The organism is Streptomyces sp. NPDC059875, assembly GCF_042731085.1.
Lineage (GTDB): Bacteria > Actinomycetota > Actinomycetes > Streptomycetales > Streptomycetaceae > Streptomyces.
Genome location: NZ_JBHWJZ010000002.1, coordinates 330,939 through 347,395, shown reverse-complemented (window position 1 = coordinate 347,395; position 16,457 = coordinate 330,939). Strand labels below are relative to the sequence as shown.

Annotated in this window: 10 protein-coding genes; 6 read left to right on the top strand and 4 right to left on the bottom strand. The window is 73.0% G+C overall.

Translation table 11 applies throughout. The annotated features are described in order from the left end of the window. The first annotated feature begins 112 nt into the window (after window positions 1-112). Together ACFV9D_RS03480 and ACFV9D_RS03475 are read left to right on the top strand one after the other, a co-directional pair. On the top strand, window positions 113-1,885 hold the full coding sequence (locus ACFV9D_RS03480) for an ABC transporter ATP-binding protein (protein ID WP_385140176.1): 1,773 nt from the start codon (window positions 113-115) through the stop codon (window positions 1,883-1,885). After that, window positions 1,882-3,765, top strand: coding sequence for an ABC transporter ATP-binding protein (locus tag ACFV9D_RS03475; protein WP_385140173.1), 1,884 nt, complete (start codon window positions 1,882-1,884; stop codon window positions 3,763-3,765). The genes ACFV9D_RS03480 and ACFV9D_RS03475 overlap by 4 nt, the downstream gene beginning before the upstream one ends. A gap of 6 nt (window positions 3,766-3,771) precedes the next feature. Here ACFV9D_RS03475 and ACFV9D_RS03470 read toward each other — a convergent pair whose 3' ends face one another. Beyond that, window positions 3,772-5,259, bottom strand: a complete 1,488-nt coding sequence (locus ACFV9D_RS03470; protein WP_385140170.1) for an MFS transporter — start codon at window positions 5,257-5,259, stop codon at window positions 3,772-3,774. A 124-nt stretch (window positions 5,260-5,383) separates the two neighbouring features. Between ACFV9D_RS03470 and ACFV9D_RS03465 the strand changes: the two genes are divergently transcribed. From ACFV9D_RS03465 to ACFV9D_RS03450, 4 genes are all read left to right on the top strand, one after another. Then, window positions 5,384-6,283, top strand: a complete 900-nt coding sequence (locus tag ACFV9D_RS03465) for a TetR/AcrR family transcriptional regulator C-terminal domain-containing protein (protein ID WP_385140167.1) — start codon at window positions 5,384-5,386, stop codon at window positions 6,281-6,283. Between the two features lie 184 nt (window positions 6,284-6,467). Further along, a complete protein-coding gene (locus tag ACFV9D_RS03460) occupies window positions 6,468-8,501 on the top strand; it encodes a M4 family metallopeptidase (RefSeq protein ID WP_385140165.1) in 2,034 nt (677 codons plus the stop codon). Between the two features lie 98 nt (window positions 8,502-8,599). After that, complete coding sequence (locus ACFV9D_RS03455; RefSeq protein WP_385140162.1) at window positions 8,600-9,253, top strand: response regulator; 654 nt, start codon at window positions 8,600-8,602, stop codon at window positions 9,251-9,253. A gap of 80 nt (window positions 9,254-9,333) precedes the next feature. Continuing rightward, window positions 9,334-10,965 carry a sensor histidine kinase gene (locus ACFV9D_RS03450; RefSeq protein ID WP_385140159.1) on the top strand — a complete coding sequence of 544 codons (1,632 nt, stop codon included), beginning with the start codon at window positions 9,334-9,336 and terminating at the stop codon, window positions 10,963-10,965. Between the two features lie 7 nt (window positions 10,966-10,972). On the opposite strand, the gene ACFV9D_RS03445 is transcribed toward ACFV9D_RS03450, so the two are convergent. The 3 genes from ACFV9D_RS03445 to ACFV9D_RS03435 form a co-directional block, all read right to left on the bottom strand. Beyond that, window positions 10,973-12,190: an alginate lyase family protein gene (locus tag ACFV9D_RS03445; protein ID WP_385140157.1), complete on the bottom strand. Its 1,218-nt coding sequence runs from the start codon at window positions 12,188-12,190 to the stop codon at window positions 10,973-10,975. Between the two features lie 115 nt (window positions 12,191-12,305). Continuing rightward, a complete protein-coding gene (gene glgP, locus ACFV9D_RS03440; protein WP_385140154.1) occupies window positions 12,306-14,948 on the bottom strand; it encodes an alpha-glucan family phosphorylase in 2,643 nt (880 codons plus the stop codon). A 148-nt stretch (window positions 14,949-15,096) separates the two neighbouring features. Next, window positions 15,097-16,455 carry an FAD-dependent monooxygenase gene (locus ACFV9D_RS03435; protein ID WP_385140151.1) on the bottom strand — a complete coding sequence of 453 codons (1,359 nt, stop codon included), beginning with the start codon at window positions 16,453-16,455 and terminating at the stop codon, window positions 15,097-15,099. Window positions 16,456-16,457 lie beyond the last annotated feature (2 nt).

Below are 16,457 nucleotides of genomic sequence, written 5' to 3'. Positions count from 1 at the left end.
ATCACGCTCGACCTCCGATCAACCGATCGGTGGATTGCGGGTACGACGGACGGTCTCCGCGGCCGGAAAACCACATGAGCGATGTCAGTGGTGAACCGTAGGCTCGCTCGTGATGCCCGAAAAAGATGCAGGTACCAAGAAGTCGACCGTGCGGACCCTGCTGCGCCTGTGGCCCTATCTACGGCCGGTGTGGGGGCGGTGGGCGTCGGCCGCCGTGGTCGCGGTCGTCGCGTCGTGTCTCGGCCTCGTCATTCCGCTCGTCCTGAAGTGGATGGTGGACGGGCCCGTCGCCGCGGGCGATCCGGGCGGGGTGTGGCTGGGTGCGCTGTATCTGCTGCTGCTCGGGGTCGCGGAGGCGCTGCTCTTCGGCTTCCGGCGGTGGCTGGTGGCCCGGCCGCTGGCCGGGGTCGAGGCGGGTATGCGGGCCGATCTGTACCGGCGGCTGCAGCGGCTGCCGATCGCCTTCCACGACCGGTGGGCCTCGGGCCAGCTGCTGTCGCGCGGCACGACCGATCTGATGCTGCTGCGGATGTTCCTCGCCTTCCCGCTGACCTTCCTGTTGGTCAACGGCGTGACGATCCTGGCCGGTTACGTCCTGCTGCTCGGCCAGGACTGGACGCTCGGGCTCGTGCTGCTCACGCCCGTCGTCCCGCTGGTGATCCTCTGCGCGCTGTTCGAGACGAAGTACTCGGTCGTCGCCCGCCGCGCCCAGGACCAGGTCGGGGATCTGACCACCGTGGTGGAGGAGAGCGTCCTCGGGATCCGGATCGTGAAGGGCTTCGGGCGTCACCGCAGCCAGGCGCTCGCCTTCCGGGAGCTGGCCGAGCGGTTGCGCGGCACGGAGCTGGTCAAGGCCCGGCTGCTCGCCGGGATCTGGGCGCTCATCACCATCATTCCCGAGCTGGCGATCGGCGCGGCGCTCGTGCTCGGCACCGTCCAGGTCGCCGACGGCGAGCTGTCGGCGGGCACGCTCGTCGCCTTCCTGTCGACGGCGCTGGCGCTGCGCTGGCCTGTGGAGTCGATCGGCTTCCTGCTCGCCATGAGCCAGGAGGCCGCGACCGCGACGGAGCGGTTCTTCGAGGTGATGGACGAGGCGGAGGAGACGCCGGGACCGCCCGCCGTCCAACCGGGGTCCCGGGACGGGGTGCGGTTCGAGAACGTCTCGTTCCGCTACCCGGACGCGGCCGCCGACGCGCCGCCCGTGCTCGACCGCGTCGATCTGCACATCCGGCCCGGCGAGACCCTCGCCCTGGTCGGCGGGACCGGCTCCGGCAAGACGACGCTCACCGCCCTCGTACCGCGGCTGCACGAGGCGACCGGCGGGCGCATCCTGCTCGACGGCGAGGACATCACGCGGATGGAGCGCGAACGGCTGCGCGAGCTGGTGTCGGTGGCGTTCGAGGAGCCGACGCTCTTCTCGGCGAGCGTCGGGGAGAACGTCCTCATGGGCGCGGCGGCCGGGGCCGACGAGCCCGAACTGCGGCGCGCGCTGGACGTGGCCCAGGCGGACGGCTTCGTGGCGGCGCTCCCCGAGGGCGCGGCCACGCAGGTGGGCGAGCAGGGGCTGAGCCTCTCGGGCGGCCAGCGCCAGCGCCTCGCGCTGGCCCGCGCGGTCGTCGGCCGACCCCGCTTCCTGGTCCTCGACGACCCGCTGTCGGCGCTCGACGTGCACACCGAGGCGCTGGTGGAAGCGGCCCTGCGCGAGGTCCTGCGCGACACGACCGCCCTGGTGGTGGCACACCGCCCGTCCACGGTGCTGCTGGCGGACCGGGTCGCGCTCCTGTCGCAGGGCCGGATCGCGGCGGTGGGCACCCACCACGAACTGCTGCGAACCAACGCCGAGTACGCCTGGCTGATGTCGGGCGAGGGGACGGAGACCCGATGACGGACCCGACGCCGAAGCCGCCGAAGCCGCCGAAGGCGGACGGGGGCACGGACACACCCCCCGCTGTGGGCCCTCGGCCCGAAGGTGGGGATCCGTTCGACCGGGACGATCTGCCCAGCGCGCCCGGGGCCACCGGGGCGCTGTTGCGGTCGTTGCTCTCCGCGCACCGGGCGCGCGTGGTCGTCGCCGCGCTGGTGCTGTTGCTGCAGCAGGGCGCCGTGCAGGCGGGTCCGTTGCTCGTCGCGTACGCGATCGACCGTGGTGTGCCGGCCTTCCGGGGTGGGGACTACGGGCCCGTCGTGGCCGTCGCCGTCGGGTACCTCGGCTGCTCGGTGGCCGCCGGACTCCTCCAGTACGCCTTCGTCTGCGGCGCCGCCCGCGTCAACCAGGACGTGCTGCTCGATCTGCGCGGGCGGATCTTCCGCCACGCCCAGGCGCTCAGCGTGGACTTCCACGAGCGATACACCTCCGGCCGGCTCATCTCCCGCTCCACCACGGACGTGGAGTCCCTGCGGGAGCTGCTCTCCGAGGGGCTCCAGGAGCTGATCGGCGTCGTCCTCGCGTTCGTGTACATCGCGGCGATGCTGCTCTGGCTGGACCTGGGCATCGGCGCGGTGGCCGTCGCCTCGTTCGTACCGCTGTATCTGCTCGTACGGATCTACCAGCGGCGCGCGGCCGTCGTCTTCGCCGAGCGGTCCACCGCCATCGCGGGCGTGATCGTGAAGTTCGCGGAGACGATGAACGGGATCCGGCCGGTGCGGGCGTTCCGCAGGGAGCGGGCCAACGACGCCGAGTTCGCCGCGCTCAACCACCGGCACGAGCGCTCCAACGGCGACGCCCTCCTGGAGATGGCCCGCTATGTCGTCGGCTCGCGGCTCGTGGCGAACACGGCGGTGGCCGGAATGTGTCTGTGGGGCGCGTACCGGGTGGCGGGAGGGACGCTGGCGCTCGGTGTGCTCGCGGCGGCGGTGCTGTACATGCGGCGCCTGTACGACCCGATCGACCGGCTCGGCATGTTCCTCAACTCGTACCAGTCGGCGGCCGCGTCGCTCGCCAAGATCGCGGGCCTGCTGGCGCAGGAGCCCGGTGTGCCGGAGGCCGTCTCGCCGAGGGAGCTCCCGGCACGCCGGAACGGGAGCCCGGGGCGGGAGATCGTCTTCGAGGGCGTGCGGTTCGCGTACCGGACCGGTGGCGAGGTGCTGCCCCGCTTCGACCTGACGATCCCGGCGGGGCAGACGGTCGCGGTGGTCGGCTCGACGGGCGCGGGCAAGTCGACGCTCGCCAAGCTGCTGGCCCGTTTCTACGACCCGACCGAGGGGCGGGTACTGCTCGACGGGGTCGACGTCCGGGACCTCGCGACGCCCGAACTGCGGCGGGGTGTGGTGATGGTGACCCAGGAGGCGTTCCTGTTCTCCGGGACGGTCGCCGAGAACATCGCGATCGGGCGGCCGGACGCGACCCGGGCGGAGATCGAGCAGGCGGCGAAGGCGATCGGCGCGCACGACTTCATCGCGGGGCTCCCGGACGGGTACGACACGGACGTACGGAAGCGGGGCGGGCGGATCTCGGCGGGCCAGCGGCAGTTGGTGGCCTTCGCCCGCGCGCTCCTCGCGGACCCGGCGGTCCTCATCCTGGACGAGGCGACCAGCTCGCTGGACGTGCCGGGGGAACGGGCGGTGCAGCGGGCGATGGACACGGTGCTCGCCGGGCGGACCGCGGTGGTGATCGCCCATCGTCTGTCGACGGTGGAGATCGCGGACCGGGTCCTGGTGATGGAGCACGGGCGGATCGTGGAGGACGGGTCGCCCGCGGCGCTGGTGGGCGGGGAGGGCCGTTTCGCGACCCTCCACCGCGCGTGGCGGGACAGCCTGGTGGGCTGAGGGCGGTTACGCGTCGGCCCTGCGGCCCCGGAGCAGCGCCAACGACAGCGCCGCTGCCAGAAGCACCACCACCGCCGCTCCGCCCGCCGCCCCGTTCAGGCCGTCCGTGAACGCGGTGCGGGCCGCGGCCAGAACCTCCGGAGCGCCCGTCGCCACCGCGCCGCCGAGCGTTTCCCGGGCCGCCGCCGGCACGGAGGCCGGCATCGCGGCGGTGTAGACGGCGGCGCCGATCGAGCCGAGGACCGCCATGCCGAGCGCGCCGCCGAGCTCCGTGCCCGATTCGAGGACGGCCGCCGCGGCGCCCGCCCGCTCGGGCGGCGCCGCGCCCAGGGCGCGCTCGTTGGCGAGGGTCATGGCGGAGACCAGGCCGGCGGCGTAGACGGTGGCGCCGGCGAGGACGACCCAGAGCGGAGTGTCGGCGTCGATGAGGGTCATCGACGCGAAGCCGACCGCGGAGAACAGGAAGCCGCCGGCCATCACGTACGCCCGGTCGACCCGCCCGGCGAGCGCGGCGGCGGTGGGGGCGGCGATCATCACGCCGACCGACGGCGCCAGGCTCCACAGCGCCGCCTCCAACGGGCTCTGGCCGAGGACCGACTGCAGGTACTGGGTGAGGAAGACGGCGAAGCCGACGGTGGCGACCATGGCGAGCAGGTTCACGAGCACCGACCCCCCGTACGCCCGCTTGCGCAGCAGCGTGAGGTCGACCATGGGCTCCGCGAGCCGGGTCTGGCGGCGCAGGAACACCAGGGCGATCAGCAGGCCCGTGGTGACCGCGAGCGCCGGCAGCGGCCGCCAGCCGTCCTTGGCGAGTTCCTTGATGCCGTGGATCAGCGGCAGCAGCGCGGCGAGGGAGAGCAGGGCGCTGGTCCAGTCGAACCGGCCGCGCGCCGCCGCCCCCTTGGACTCGGGGAGGAGCGCCGGCCCGAGGATCAGGAGCAGGACCATCGCCGGCAGGTTGATCAGGAACACCGAGCCCCACCAGAAGTGTTCGACGAGGGCGCCGCTGACGACCGGACCGAGGGAGATCCCGCTCGCCATCACGGTCGTCCACAGCGTGACCGCCTTGGCCCGCTGGGCCTCGTCGCGGAAGAGGGTGCGGATCAGGGCGAGCGTGGACGGCATGAGGCAGGCGCCGGCGACCCCGAGCAGCGCGCGGGCGGCGATGAGCGCGCCCGGGCTGTCGGAGTAGGCCGCGGCGACCGACGCGAGACCGAAGAGCGCCGCCCCGCCGAGGAGCAGTCTGCGGCGGCCGACGCGGTCACCGAGCGCGCCCATGGTGATGAGGAGTCCGGCGAGGACGAAGCCGTACATGTCGAGGATCCACAGCTGCGCGGTGGCCCCGGGGTTCAGGTCGGCGCTGATGGAGGGGATGGCGAAGTAGAGGATCGAGACGTCCATGGAGACGAGGAGCAGCGGCAGCATCAGCACGCCGAGCGCGGTCCATTCGCGGCGGCCGGCGAGGGTCGTTTCAGGCGGTGTCGTGAGCGTCATGCGGGGAGCGAAGCAGTCCTCCGCGTACGGTGCCATCCCCGCCCTAGTGCACCGGCTCAGGGGTGACGAACCACCAGGTCATCACCGTGTACGGGGTGTCGGGTGCACTAGTACACTGCCCGCCGTGACGACCCCGCCGCCCTACCTCGCCATCGCCGCCGAGATCCGTCGCCGGATCCACGCGGGCGAACTCTCCCCCGGCGACCGCGTCCCCTCCACCCGGGCCATCACCCGCGAGTGGGGCGTGGCCATGGCGACGGCCACCAAGGCGCTGGCCGCGCTGCGCCAGGAGGGTCTCGTCAGGGCCGAGCCGGGCGTCGGCACGGTCGTCTCCGCGACGGCCGCCTCCGTGCCCGCGACGACCCTCACGCGCGAGCGGATCGTCCGTGCCGCGCTCGAACTGGCCGACGCCGAGGGGCTTTCGGCGCTCTCCATGCGCCGGATCGCCACGCGGCTCGGCACGTCGACCATGGCGCTGTACCGCCATGTCCCGGGGAAGGGCGAGCTGGTGCGGCTGATGACGGACGCCGCCTGCGGGGAGGTGCCGCTGGGGCCGGTGCCGGCGGACTGGCGTACGGGCCTGGAGCACGGGGCCCGCTGGCTGCGCGGGGTGTACATCCGGCACCGGTGGATGGCGCAGGCGATGGCCTCCTTCACCCGGCCGATCGCCTCACCGAACGCGATGGCGTACCTGGAGTGGATCCTGGGGACGCTGCGCGGCACGCCGCTGACACCGTTCGAGAAGCTCCACACCCACCTGACGATCTTCGCCTACATCCAGGGGCTGGCGATGGCCGACGACCTGGAGGTGCAGGCGCGCCAGGACACCGGGATGTCGGACGGCGAGTGGATGGACCAGAACGAGCCACGATTCGACGCGATTTCGGCCGGGGGCTCGTACCCCCTGCTGGACTCCCTCTCCGAGGGCGCGGACTTCGAGGTGGACCTGGAGTCCCTCTTCGAATTCGGGCTCCGGAGAACACTGGACGGCGTCGCGGCCATGATCGACGAAACGTCCGGTTAACGAACACGGCCTTTCGGGCACCGGACGAATTCCGGCCAACTTGTTGACGCGCTCCTGACAGACGCTGCTCACAACTGCCACTCTCTCCCCGACTCGTATGAGAGTTCGCGCTCCACAGCTCTGTTTGCTCTGCCCGGAGGGCCCTACCCAGTCGTCCGGTACCCCCCTCGCAAAAGGAGTCTGCGTGAGATCCACGCCCAGCCGTCGCGCCACCGCGACCGGCGCTCTGATCGCTGCCGCCGCCATGCTGGCGGTCAGTGTCCAGTCGGGTTCCGCCACCGCGGCGGACGATCCCTGGACCATCGCCCCGAAGGCCCAGGCCGGCACCGCGGCCAACCCCGGCAAGCTCCCCGCCGATCTCTCCCCCGCCGAGCGCACCGCGCTGATACAGGCGGCCGACGCCGACAAGGCGGCGACCGCCAAGGCCCTCGGCCTGGGCGCGCAGGAGAAGCTCGTCGTCCGCGACGTCGTCCAGGACCGCGACGGCACGACCCACACGCGCTACGAGCGCACCTACGCCGGACTCCCCGTCCTCGGCGGTGACATGGTCGTCGCCGAGACCAAGGCCGGCGTGACCCAGGGCGTCACCAAGGCGTCCCGCGCGGAGCTGAAGAACGTCGACATGACGGCCGACGTCGCTCCGGCCGCGGCCGAGAAGCAGGCCGTGGCGGAGGCCAAGGCGGAGGGCTCCAAGGAGACCGCCGCCGACCGCGCCCCGCGCAAGGTCGTCTGGATGGCGCAGGGTTCGCCCGTCCTCGCGTACGAGACCGTCGTCGGCGGCCTCCAGCACGACGGGACCCCGAACGAGCTGCACGTCGTCACCGACGCGACGACCGGCAAGAACCTGTACGAGTGGCAGGCCGTCCACACCGGCACCGGCAACACGCAGTACAGCGGCCAGGTGACGCTCGGCACCGCGCCCTCGTACACGCTGACCGACACCGGCCGCGGCAACCACAAGACGTACAACCTCAACCGCGGTACGTCCGGCACCGGAACGCTCTTCTCCGGCTCCGACGACGTCTGGGGCGACGGCACCCCGCAGAACCTGGAGACCGCGGGCGCGGACGCGCACTTCGGCGCCGGGGTCACCTGGGACTACTACAAGAACGTGCACGGCCGCTCCGGCATCCGCGGTGACGGCGTCGGCGCGTACTCCCGGGTCCACTACGGCAACGCGTACGTCAACGCCTTCTGGCAGGACTCCTGCTTCTGCATGACGTACGGCGACGGCTCGGGCAACACCAAGCCGCTCACCTCGATCGACGTGGCCGCGCACGAGATGACGCACGGCGTCACCTCCAACACCGCCGGCCTGGTCTACAGCGGCGAGTCCGGCGGTCTGAACGAGGCCACCTCCGACATCTTCGCGGCGGCCGTCGAGTTCTACGCCAACAACGCCCAGGACCAGGGCGACTACCTCGTCGGCGAGAAGATCGACATCCGCGGCAACGGCACCCCGCTGCGCTACATGGACAAGCCGAGCAAGGACGGCTCGTCCAAGGACGCGTGGTACTCGGGCATCGGCGGCATCGACGTCCACTACTCCTCGGGCCCGGCGAACCACTGGTTCTACCTGCTCTCCGAGGGCAGCGGCGCCAAGACCATCAACGGCGTCAACTACGACTCGCCGACCTCCGACGGCCTGCCCGTCACCGGCATCGGCCGTGACAAGGCCGCGCTGATCTGGTTCAAGGCGCTCACCACCAAGTTCGGCTCGAACACCAACTACGCCGGTGCCCGCACCGGTACGGTCGCGGTGGCCACCGAGCTGTACGGCGCCGGCAGCGCCGAGGTGAAGGCCGTCGAGCACGCCTGGGCCGGCATCAACGTGGGCTCCCGCCCCGGCGGCGGCGACCCCGGCACCGGCAAGGTCTTCGAGAACGCGGCCGACGTGTCCATCCCGGACAACGGCGCCGCGGTGACCTCCACGGTCAACGTCACCGGCATCACCGGCAACGCGCCCTCCACCCTCAAGGTGGACGTGGACATCGTCCACACCTGGCGCGGTGACCTGGTCGTCGACCTGCTCGCCCCGGACGGCTCCGTCTACAACCTGAAGCCGTTCTCGTCCTCCGACTCGGCCGACAACGTGAAGGCCACCTACACGGTCAACGCCTCCAGCGAGGTCGCCAACGGCGCCTGGAAGCTCCGGGTCCAGGACAAGGCCGCGCAGGACACCGGCTACATCAACAGCGTCAAGCTGACGTTCCCGTAGGACCGCGTAAGACCGCACAACCGTAAGCCAGGAGGCGACGGCGGCCCGGACGGACTCGTTCCGTCCGGGCCGCCGCACGTTGTGCTTAGGGTGGCCGGATGATCAGGGTGCTGCTCGCGGACGACGAGACGATGATCCGGGCCGGGGTGAAGGCGATCCTCGCCGCCGATCCGGGGATCGAGGTGGTCGCGGAGGCGGGCGACGGGCGCGAGGCCGTCGAGCTGGCCCGCCGCCATCTGCCCGACGTCGTCCTCCTCGACATCAGGATGCCGCGGCTGGACGGCCTCGGGGCGGCGGAGGAGCTGCGGCGCGCGGTGCCGGACGCGGCGGTCGTGATGCTGACGACGTTCTCCGAGGACGAGTACATCGCCCAGGCCCTCGGCTCGGGCGCGGCCGGTTTCCTGCTGAAGTCCGGCGACCCGAGGGAACTCCTCGCGGGGGTACGGGCCGTGGCCGGCGGGGCCGCGTTCCTCTCCCCCGAGGTCACCCGCCGGGTCATCGCACATCTCCCGACCGGCCGGCTCTCCCGCGCGGCGGAGGCCCGCGAGCGGCTCGAGCCGCTGACCGCGCGGGAGCGCGAGGTCGTGGCACTGGTCGGCGCCGGCCTGTCCAACGGGGAGATCGCGGCGCGGCTGTACGTGGTGGAGGGCACCGTGAAGGCCCACGTGAGCGCGGTCCTGTCCCGGCTCGGCCTGAAGAACCGGGTACAGCTGGCGATCCTGGCGTACGAGGCGGGGCTCGTGGAGGAGTGACGGCGCGGTCGGCCGGGGCGCCGCGCGGGGGTGACTTTCGTCGGGGGCGCCCGGTCGTCGTCGTCCGGCAAGCTGGTCGGATGCGTCGTGAACGTCTCCGGGACCTCCTGCTCGACCTGGGGCTGTGGGGTCTCCTCTCCGTCCCCGTGCTGCTGCGGCTCGACCCGAACGACGGCGGCTCCTGGGGGCAGGTCGCCGTCGGTGTCGCCGTGCTCGGGGTGTGCGTGGTGTTCTGCCGGGTCCTGCCGCTGGTCTCGCTCGGCGTCGCCGTCGCGGTGAGCCTCGCGTCGACCGTGGAGCTGTACACCCCGGCGTACAGCCTGGCGCTGGTCGTCTTCGGCTACCTCACCGGACGCCGTCAGGAGCACACCCGGGCCGCGCTCGCGCTGTTCGGGGCGGTCGCGGCGGCCGGTCTCGGTCTCGTCCTGTGGTCGGGGGTGTCGATCGCGCAGTGGTTCACCCTGGTCCTCGCCCTCGCGCTGGCGATCGTCGCGCCCTGGCTCGCGGGCCGGTACGTGCGCCAGTACGCCCGGCTGGTGCGGACCGGCTGGGAGCTGGCCGAGCGCATGGAGCGCGAGCAGGCGGCGGTCGCCGAACGGGAGCGGCTGCGCGAACGCTCCCGGATCGCGGGCGACATGCACGACTCGCTCGGTCACGAGCTGGCCCTGATCGCGCTGCGCGCGGCGGCTCTCGAGGTCGATCCGGCGCTCGGCCCGCGGCAGCAGGAGGCGGCCGGGGAGCTGCGGCTCGCGGCCGCCGACGCGACCGCCCGACTGCGGGACATCATCGGCGTGCTGCGCACGGGCGAGGAGGAGGAGGAGCCGGGCGCTCCGACGACCCCGGTCGGGGAGACCGTCGAGGAGGTGGTCGAGCGGGCCGGCGCGTCCGGGCTGCGGGTGGAGCTGGCGGTGACCGGGCCGAGCGGTGAGCTGCCTCCGATGGTCGACCGGGCGGTCCACCGGCTGGTCGTGGAGGCCCTCACGAACGCGGCCAAGCACGCGCCGGGGGCCCCGGTGCGGGTCGGGCTGGAGCGGGCGGACGCCACCGTGACGGTGTCGGTGTCCAACGGCGTCGGGTCGGGCCGTACGCATGCGGCGCGGGCAGGTGGCGCCTCCGGTGGCACCGGTACCGGACCCGCGGGCCTCTCGTTGCGTGGACCCGGTGACGGTCCGTCCGCCGTCACGTCCGGCGGCACCGGGCTCGTCGGGCTCGACGAGCGCGTGCGGCTCGCCGGGGGGCGGTTGAGCCACGGTCCGGACGGGGCGGGCGGGTTCGCCGTACGGGCGGTGCTGCCCCTGGAGCCGGGCGCGCCGACGGCGGCCCCCTCCGCGCCGGCCGCCGCACCCACGTCCGTACAGGAGCGGGACCGGGCACGGCGTGAGGTGCGGCGGGGGCTCGCGCGGGCGATCTGGATCCCGCTCGCGCTGGTGACCGCGCTCGGTCTGGTGATGCTCGGTTTCGGGCTCTGGACGCAGTCCCGTTCGTTCCTGGACCGGGACGACTACGTCGCGCTGCGCGTCGGCGATCCGCTCACCGCAGACGCCGAACGGCTGCCGCCGCACCCGCTGGACGGCCCGCCGGCCGCCGCCCCGGCCGAGCCGCCCGGCATGGACCGGTGCCTCTACTACCGTTCGACGCTCCTCGCCGCCGTCCCCGTCTACCGCCTGTGCCTCGCCGACGGCCGGCTCGCCGACAAGGCACTCGTGGGGTGAGACGGCGTCAGTTCGAGTTCTGCGCGTGGGTGAGGGTCTCCCAGGACACGAAGTAGTTGTCCGCGCCGGAAGGCCGGTGGCCCTCGGTGTAGATCTCCGTGTTGGTCATGGAGATCCCCATGCGCCCGTGGAGGGCGTTGTAGCCGACCTCCGTCACCCGTCCCAGGCCGGGCTTCACCGTGCCGCCGCAGAGCCAGGACGGGACCGCCGTGCCGTTCTCGTACTTCGTGTGGAAACCGAACGCGTGCCGCAGTCGTTCGGAGACCTGGGGGTAGAGGTCCGCGCCCTGGATGCGGCTGGTCTCGGCGGTGTGGACCGCGGCGGCGAGGCCCCAGCCGGTGTGGCCGAAGTCCCGGCAGGTCTCCTGGGAGAGGCCGTCGGCGAAGGTGGACTGGCCCTGCCAGTACGTCACGATCTCGTCGCGGGTGTCGATGCTGCTGTTCGGCGGCGGCTTCGGGGTGGCACCGTCGGAGGTCAGGTAGATGTACGCGGGGACCCGGCCGAGGTAGGTCCTGACGGCCTTGTCGTAGGCGGCGCGGTCCTCCAGGTGGACGGCGATGCCGATCGCCGCCTCGGTCATGATGAGTTCCCAGTTGCCGTTCTTGGTGGCGGCGCCGTTGATGACCTCGGGGAGATAGACCGTGCGCAGCATGGTCGCGAAGCGGCCGGAGTTGGCCCAGCCGCCGGTGTAGGTGTGCTTGATGATCTCGGCCGCCCGAGGCCATGAGGAGCCCGCCCAGCCGGTCTGCAGCGGGGCGTTGGAGTTGGTGTGGTCCTTGATCACGGCCGACCAGGCGTCCATGATCTCGATCGCCTTGCGGGCGTGCCGCTCGTCACGGGTGATGTACCAGGCGAGCGCCTGGGTGTACGCGGCGACCGCGTCCTGCCGCTCGTCCGTGCAGCCGTAGTTGGGGTTGGACGAGGATCCGCACTCGACGATCTCGCGCGGCTTGGGGGTCCGGGTCAGCGAGGCGTAGCCGCTCGCCATCATCTGGTCGTACGCGCCCTTCCAGGGCTGCGCGCCCCCCTGCACCTTCGACCGTACGAAGTCGAGTTGGGGCCGGGACACGACCACGCCCGGGTGGGTGAAGGTGGCGGGGGCGGCGGCCTGGACGGGTGCCGCCGCCGGCTGTTCGGGTCCGGCGGCGGCCGTCGGGGCGAGCGTGACCGCGACCGCCGCGGCGAGGGCGGTCGCGAGGGCGGGGACCAGGGCTCTGAGGCGCATGTGGGGGGTGCCTTTCGTTCCTGTATGTGAACATCGAGCGGATGAATGAACTCCGCGTCGAGCGTGGAACCTAGAGGCACCCCATGGACACGTCAAGACCCTGGTCCGGACCAACTCACCTCAGCAGTACGCCCGCCCCCTCCCCCGTCGTCTCCGTCGGCAGGGCCACCAGGCCCAGCTCCGCCGCCGAGGCGAGCAGCGGGTGGGAGGGCAGCACCCGGACCGTGCAACCGAAGGGGCCGGTACGGTCCAGGACGAGCGAGCCCTCGTAGGGCACGCGGCCCTCCAGGTCCTGGCCGCCCGCGGGCTTCAGCGCACACACCCGCGTGTCGACCAGCGCGTCGTCGGGCGTGACCCGGCCGGTGACCGCCTGGACCTCCACGTCGTCCGGGCGCAGTTCGCCGAGCGCCACCCGGACCCGTACCGCCGTCGTCGCGCCGAGCTCCGCGTCGGCCAGGTCCTCGCCGACCTCGCCGATCTCGATGTGGTCGATGGCCACCTTGGGCCAGGCGCCCCGCACCCGCCCCTTCCAGTCGGCCAGGTCCCGCGCGACGTCCGGGGCGAGGGCCCGGTGGGCCAGGGCCGCCGGGGCGTACAGCCGCTCGACGTACTCGCGCACCATGCGGTCGGCGAGCACCCGCGGGCCGAGGTCGCCCAGCGTCCGGCGGACCATCTCGGTCCAGCGGGCCGGCACCCCGTCCGCGCCCCGGTCGTAGAAGCGCGGGGCGACGCGGCGCTCGATCAGCTCGTAGAGCGCGGCCGCCTCCAGGTCGTCGCGGCGCTCCTCGTCCGTCGCCGCCGCCCCGTCGGCCGTCGGGATCGCCCAGCCGAAGTCGGGCTCGAACCACTCGTCCCACCAGCCGTCCAGGACCGAGAGGTTGAGACAGCCGTTCAGGGCGGCCTTCATCCCGCTGGTCCCGCAGGCCTCGAGCGGGCGCAGCGGGTTGTTGAGCCAGACGTCGCAGCCCGGGTACAGCTTGCGCGCCATGGCCATGCCGTAGTCGGGCAGGAAGACGATCCGGTGCCGCACCCGCGGGTCGTCGGCGAACCGCACCAGCTCCTGCACGAGCCGCTTCCCGCCGTGGTCGGCGGGGTGCGCCTTGCCCGCGACGACGAGCTGCACCGGCCGCTCGGGGTGCAGGAGCAGCGCCCGCAGCCGGTCGGGGTCGCGCAGCATCAGCGTGAGCCGTTTGTACGAGGGGACCCGGCGGGCGAACCCGATCGTGAGCACGTCGGGGTCGAGGACGGAGTCCGTCCAGCCGAGCTCGGCGGCCGCGGCGCCCCGCTGCCGCCAGGAGGCCCGCAGCCGGTCCCGTACCTCGGTCACCAGCTGTCCGCGCAGGGTCCTGCGCAGCTCCCACAGCTCCCGGTCGTCGGCCCGTTCGGAACAGCGGCCGACCTCGGGCGCGGTCCACGTCGGTGCGTGGACCCCGTTGGTGATGGAGCCGATCGGCACCTCCTCCGGGTCGAAGCCGGGCCACAGACCGGCGAACATCTCGCGGCTGACGGCCCCGTGGAGGGTGGAGACGCCGTTGGCGCGCTGCGCCAGGCGCAGGCCCATGGCGGCCATGTTGAAGAGCCCGTGCTCGCCACCGAGCGGGGTCTCGTCGCCGAGGGCGAGGATGCGGCCCACGTCGACGCCGGGGAGCTCGCCGTCCTCGCCGAGGTGGCGGGCGACCAGGCTCCGCTCGAAGCGGTCGATCCCGGCGGGGACGGGCGTGTGGGTGGTGAAGACCGTCCCCGCGCGGACGGTCTCCAGGGCCGCGTCGAAGTCGAGCGCTTGCCCGTGCGGCCCTTCGCCCGCCAGTTCCCGGATGCGTTCGAGGCCGAGGAAGCCGGCGTGGCCCTCGTTGGTGTGGAAGACCTCGGGTGCGGGGGTGCCGGTGAGCCGGCAGTACGTGCGGACGGCGCGGACGCCGCCGATGCCCAGCAGCATCTCCTGGAGCAGCCGGTGCTCACTGCCGCCGCCGTACAGCCGGTCGGTCACCTCGCGTTCGGCGGGCGCGTTCTCCTCGACGTCGGAGTCGAGCATCAGCAGGGGCACCCGGCCGACCTGCGCGGTCCAGATGTGGGCGTGCAGACTGCGGCCGCCGGGCAGGGCGAGGGTGACCCGGGCGGGGGTGCCGTCGGTCTCGCGGAGCAGCGTGACCGGCAGCTCGTCGGGGTCGAGGACGGGGTAGTGCTCCTGCTGCCAGCCCTCACGGGAGAGGGACTGCCGGAAGTAGCCGTGCCGGTAGAGCAGGCCGACGCCGACGAGGGGGACGCCGAGGTCGCTGGCGGCCTTGAGATGGTCGCCGGCCAGGATGCCGAGGCCGCCGGAGTACTGCGGCAGCGCCGCGGTGACCCCGAACTCGGGCGAGAAGTAGGCGATGGAGGCGGGCAGCTGCCCGTTCTGCTCCTGGTACCAGCGGGGGGCGTGCAGATAGTGGTCGAGGTCCTCGGCCGCGGCGCGCAGCCGGGCCAGGAACTCCTGGTCGGCGGCGAGTGCGGCGAGGCGGGCGGCGGAGACGGAGCCGAGCAGCCGGACCGGGTCGACGTCCTCGCCGCAGCGGGCCGGCGGCCGCCGGCCCGCGAGGTCCGCGGCCGGGTCGGAGTCGGAGTCGGGGTCGGGGTCGGGGTCGGGGTCGGGGTCGAGGGAGTCGAAGAGTTCACGGGTCGGCTCGTGCCACGACCAGCGCAGGTTCCGCGCCAGGTCGGTGAGAGGTCGAAGGGTGTCGGGGAGGACGGGACGCACGGTGAATCGACGGATTGCCTTCACGCGTTCCACCTTCGCAGGGGAGTACGGAGCGGAGCGGACGCACCACGCTGTGCAGCCGACTGTGCATCCCCCTGACGGTAGGCCACCTCGCCCGCCCGGGCCACGGCGCGCGGGGGTCGCGCGCCGTGGCATGCGGGGTGGCGGAGCGTCAGGGGAGCGCGCCCAGCGGCACGGTGTAGGGCGATCCCTGGTTGACGGCGGCCGGATCGGCGGCGCCGGAGGCCACGTAGCGTGCGGCGATGTCGGCCAGCTCGGCTGCGGGGATCACCTGGTGGATGTCGGTGAACCCGTGCGGGGCACGCTCGTGCGCCAGGTTGATGACGACCTCGGGGCCGAGCCGCCGGTTGGCGAGCTGGAGTTCGGTGGTGGCGGGTCTGCGGTCGCGCTCGTACGCGGTGAGGGCCTCCGCCGGGTCACGGTGGAGGGCCAGGGCGTGGGCGAGGGCGCGGGCGTCGACCACGGACTGGGTGGCTCCGTTGGAGCCGATCGGGTACATCGCGTGGGCCGCGTCGCCGATCAGGGTGGTGCGGCCGTGGCTCCACCGGTCGAGGGGCTCGCGGTCCACCATCGGGTACTCGTGGGCGGTGTCGGCGGCTTTCAGCACGTCGGGAACGCTGACGCCGTCGAACTCCCATCCCTCGTAATGGTGCAGGAACGTTTCGACAGGGACGGGACGGTTCCAGTCGCCCCGGTACTCCTCGTCCGCGGCACCGTCGGTGGGTCGGGCGAGCGCCCAGTTCACCAGCACCTCGTTCCCGCTCCGCCCCATCGGGTAGACCACGGCCTTCTGCCGGTCGTCGCCCGCGATGAGCATGAAGGAACCGACGGCACGGGCCGGCACCCGCGAGACGCCGCGCCACACCAGCATCCCGTTCCAGGGCGGGCTGCCCTCGGCCGGGTTGAGCGCGGCCCTGACCGCCGAGCGGATGCCGTCCGCGCCGACGAGCACATCGGGCTCCAGGGAGGCCCGGCCGCGCCGGGCGCCGTCGCGGTGCTCCAGCTGGACGCGGGGACGGCCGTCGGGCAGCGGCTCCACCCGGGTGACCCGGACGCCGGTGACCAGGGCGCCCGCGCCGAGCCGTTCCCGTACCGCCTCGGCGAGGACGTGTTGGAGGTGGGCGCGGTGGATCGACAGCTGCGGCCAGCGGTAGCCGGCGCCGATCCCGCGCGGCTCGCGGGAGATCATGCCGCCGGACCGGTGGTAGTAGCGCAGCTCGCGGGTGCGCAGGGCACCGGCTTCGAGGCGTTGCAGGAGCCCGAGCGCGTCGAGTTCGCGGACCGCGGGGGGCAGGAGGTTGAGGCCGGCGCCGACGGGGCTGTTCTCGCGGGCGGACTCGACGACGGTGACGCGGTCGAATCCGGCGGCGTGCAGGGAGAGCGCGGTGGTGAGGCCGGCGATGCCGCCGCCGGCGACGACGACGTGGAGGAGCCCGCTGCCGGGCAGATCGCGCCCGCCGTCCGGCAGGTAGGGCTCGTACGGGCGTCCGTGGGCGGTGTGGAGGCTCATGT

Excerpts from the sequence above, each read along its gene's own strand:
- ACFV9D_RS03480 (WP_385140176.1), top strand. The coding sequence starts at position 113 with ATGCCCGAAAAAGATGCAGGTACCAAGAAGTCGACCGTGCGGACCCTG.
- ACFV9D_RS03450 (WP_385140159.1), top strand. The coding sequence starts at position 9,334 with ATGCGTCGTGAACGTCTCCGGGACCTCCTGCTCGACCTGGGGCTGTGG.
- ACFV9D_RS03435 (WP_385140151.1), bottom strand. The coding sequence starts at position 16,455 with ATGAGCCTCCACACCGCCCACGGACGCCCGTACGAGCCCTACCTGCCG.
- ACFV9D_RS03475 (WP_385140173.1), top strand. The coding sequence starts at position 1,882 with ATGACGGACCCGACGCCGAAGCCGCCGAAGCCGCCGAAGGCGGACGGG.
- ACFV9D_RS03470 (WP_385140170.1), bottom strand. The coding sequence starts at position 5,259 with ATGACGCTCACGACACCGCCTGAAACGACCCTCGCCGGCCGCCGCGAA.
- ACFV9D_RS03445 (WP_385140157.1), bottom strand. The coding sequence starts at position 12,190 with ATGCGCCTCAGAGCCCTGGTCCCCGCCCTCGCGACCGCCCTCGCCGCG.
- ACFV9D_RS03455 (WP_385140162.1), top strand. The coding sequence starts at position 8,600 with ATGATCAGGGTGCTGCTCGCGGACGACGAGACGATGATCCGGGCCGGG.